Here is a 3,001-nt window from a genome sequence, read left to right as displayed (position 1 = left end):
GCATGCATTGTCTTATGTAAAAGCCTCTTATCCTTGCCTGCATGAGGCTCATGGCAGCCGAGGCAGTCAGCGCCTTTTATAGAGATATTACCATGCGCTTTCATAAATTTTGCATCATCCTGATTTGCGTGGCATGTATTACAGAGCGTATCTCCTTTAGCAATCAGCAATCCTCTCTCATTTGCGTAGTGCGCAGAATGGCATTTCTGGCAATCTCCGTCTGTAACAGGCTTATGGGTAACAATATCCTTTTCCTTTAAACTTTTCTCAAATTCGGAATGGCAGGAAAGACACTGGCTTTTGAGCGGCCGCGGCAAAAGCCCTTTTATTTTACTGCCGTGCGGCCTGTGGCAGGCGACACATTTTTCATTAAGCGCCGGCTTATGCGGATATTTTGCAATCTGAAAACCAATCTTGGTGTCTTTATGACAGCCATAACAAAGCCTTCCGCCTTCTTCTATCAATTGTTTTATGTTATTGCTGGCATGCGCATCATGACAACTGAGACATTTACCTTCCTTAAAGACAGGATGGCTTCCATCTCCTTCTGAATTTATATTCTTTAGCAAAGAGGAATGGCATTTAAAGCATAACTCCTCTTGTTTTAGCAAGGTAAGCTTTTTTGTCTCGGTTGCATGCGGATTGTGGCAGGCAGTGCATGCGCCTTCTCTCACCTTGGGGTGCCTTGTTACCTTATCAAATTTCTTTTTCTCCAGACTGTGGCAGCTATAACACAGATCTCCAAGCGGTGAAACTAACTCAAATTTATAATCTGATGCATGCGCATCATGGCACGGCAAACAACTATCCTGAGCAACAGGGGCATGCGTTACTGCCTTAACAAAGCCATCCTTATTATGACACTTATAACAAAGTTCTGCGCCAACTGCTCTGAGCACATCTTTATTGTCTGAGGCATGCGGCTCATGGCATCCGGAGCAGTTTCCCTTTGCTATTGCAGTATGGGTAAATTTCTTCGCATGTTTCTTTTCTGTATCTTTGTGACAACTATAGCAGAGCGGTTTTTCCGCTATTAAAAGTTCATTCTTTTGGTCAGATGCGTGAGGGCTGTGGCAAACCGTGCAATCTCCTTTGAGAACAGGCGAATGGATATGCATCTTTTTAAACCCATTTTCCTGGCCGGTATGACAACTATAACAAAGTTTATCAGCCTTAAGCCTTGTTTTTAACGGTTCTTTTGAATCAGTAGGATTATGACAATCGCTGCATTTTCTCTGGCCGAATGGTCCATGAGTATATTCTCTTACAAGTTTATCTCCTGATGAGGAATGTGGGGTATGACATGAAAGACAGTTAGTTCCTGCCACCTTGTAATTAAAGTGCGCATCTGTAAATTTTGTGGCATTTACATCATGGCACTTTTCGCATAACTTGTTGCCTTTATCAAGCAGGTTGTAGCCATGCTCCGAAGAATGTGGATTGTGGCAGTTATCGCAGCCATCTGTAACTGCCTTGTGCACGGTCTTTTTTGTAAAAGGTTCCTTTGCATGGCAAAGATAGCACAAGTCATTTCCTGATATCCTTGCAAGCCCCTTTAACTTTGAAGAATGTGGATTATGACATTTGAGGCATACACCTTGCGTTAATGGTGTATGTAGAGGCGCCTTTTCAAGTTTTGGCCTGTCCTTTTCGTGGCACTGATAGCAGAGTTTTGCATCGTTCTCCTTTAGTTTTAACGCCCCGATAAGGCCGTGCGGTATGTGACAATCTTCGCATTTGTTGTCGGCGAGAGGCTTGTGGAGTTTCCCCTCCTTATATTTCAACATCTCCTTCTGGTGGCACTCTGCACAAGACTTTCTGACTACCCTCGGCATACAACCGGTCAGCGCCAAAGCCGCCACAAGGGTTACCAACAACAAAAAGCGAATAGACTTCAATCTTTTCCCTCCCGATACGTTGTCGCTAAATTGCCGCAAGGCTTACCTGCCCTGCATCCTGTCAAGTTCTTTCTGATCTATTTCTATCGGCACAGTTTCCCTTAACCGTTTGACATACCCATTTAACGTGGCATTAAACTTTTCCCTGCCGATTGCCATATCTATTTCATTTCGCACAGTATCAAGCGGCACATAGGCGCCTTTTTCAAGGCCGCGAAACTCTATAATCGCATAACCACCCTGCAATGGAAATGGCCCTAATATCTCGCCTTCCTTTGCTTCATGAATAGCCTTATTAATATCATCTGAGATCTGGTTTGTCGGCACCCAACCAATATCACCGCCTTTATCTCTGGAAGGGTCAACTGATTTTTCTCTTGCAAGATATGAAAAATCACCGCCTTTTTTAATGTCATCAAATATAGCCTTTGCCTCATCCTCATTCATCAAATGTATCATCCTTAAGCTTACCCTGTCGGACTCCTTGTATTTTTCCTGGTTTACCTTATAATATCCCAAAATATCCGCCTCGTCAACTTTTATTGCAGGAAGGACAGCCTTTCTCTTGAACTGCTCTATAAGTTGCTGTTCCATATATTTCTTTGTCTTGGACTTGATCCCTTCATCATCTTCGTAACCTCTGTTTATCGCCTCCTGATCAAGAATCTTATAGAGGATAAGCCTTTCAATGATATTCTTTTTTGCATCATCATCCTGTGTCTTAGAAACATTCAACTCTCGCAGCACATCTATACCTAATATGGATTCGCCATTCACATCTGCAACAACTTTGCTAAAAAGTTCAGTTTTATCGCGGGATAATGCATTTAAAATCTCCGTCTCTATTTTCACCTTTGCCTTTTTTTTAAGTTCATCAAAATACTCCTTCTCCCTTGCCCGCGATTTCATGTCAAAAAAACCCTTTCTAATCGCTTCCCTGTCTCTGGCCGACATCTTCGAAGTCTCTTCTTTTTTATCTGATGCATCGGCTTCTTTCTTTGTATCTTCCTTTGACGCATCTACCTTTTCTTTTTCAGGCTTTTCTTTATCAACTTTCTCTTTATCAGCCGCTTTATGGGCCTCTTTCTTTTCTTCCTCTTTCT

The 3,001-nt window shown here is 42.6% G+C and carries 2 protein-coding genes; both read right to left on the bottom strand.

The features are described from left to right. Positions 1-1,898, bottom strand: a 1,898-nt coding sequence (locus HZC45_08995; GenBank protein ID MBI5683276.1) for a hypothetical protein, incomplete at its 3' end; no start/stop codon positions are given. Between the two features lie 42 nt (positions 1,899-1,940). Further along, on the bottom strand, positions 1,941-3,001 hold a 1,061-nt coding region (locus tag HZC45_08990; GenBank protein MBI5683275.1), incomplete at its 5' end, for a peptidylprolyl isomerase.

The sequence above is a fragment of the Deltaproteobacteria bacterium genome, from assembly GCA_016223005.1.
Taxonomy (GTDB): Bacteria; Desulfobacterota; GWC2-55-46; order UBA9637; family GWC2-42-11; genus JACRPW01.
Note: the sequence above shows the minus strand (reverse complement) of the source record. Positions and strands in the feature narration are given on the sequence as shown.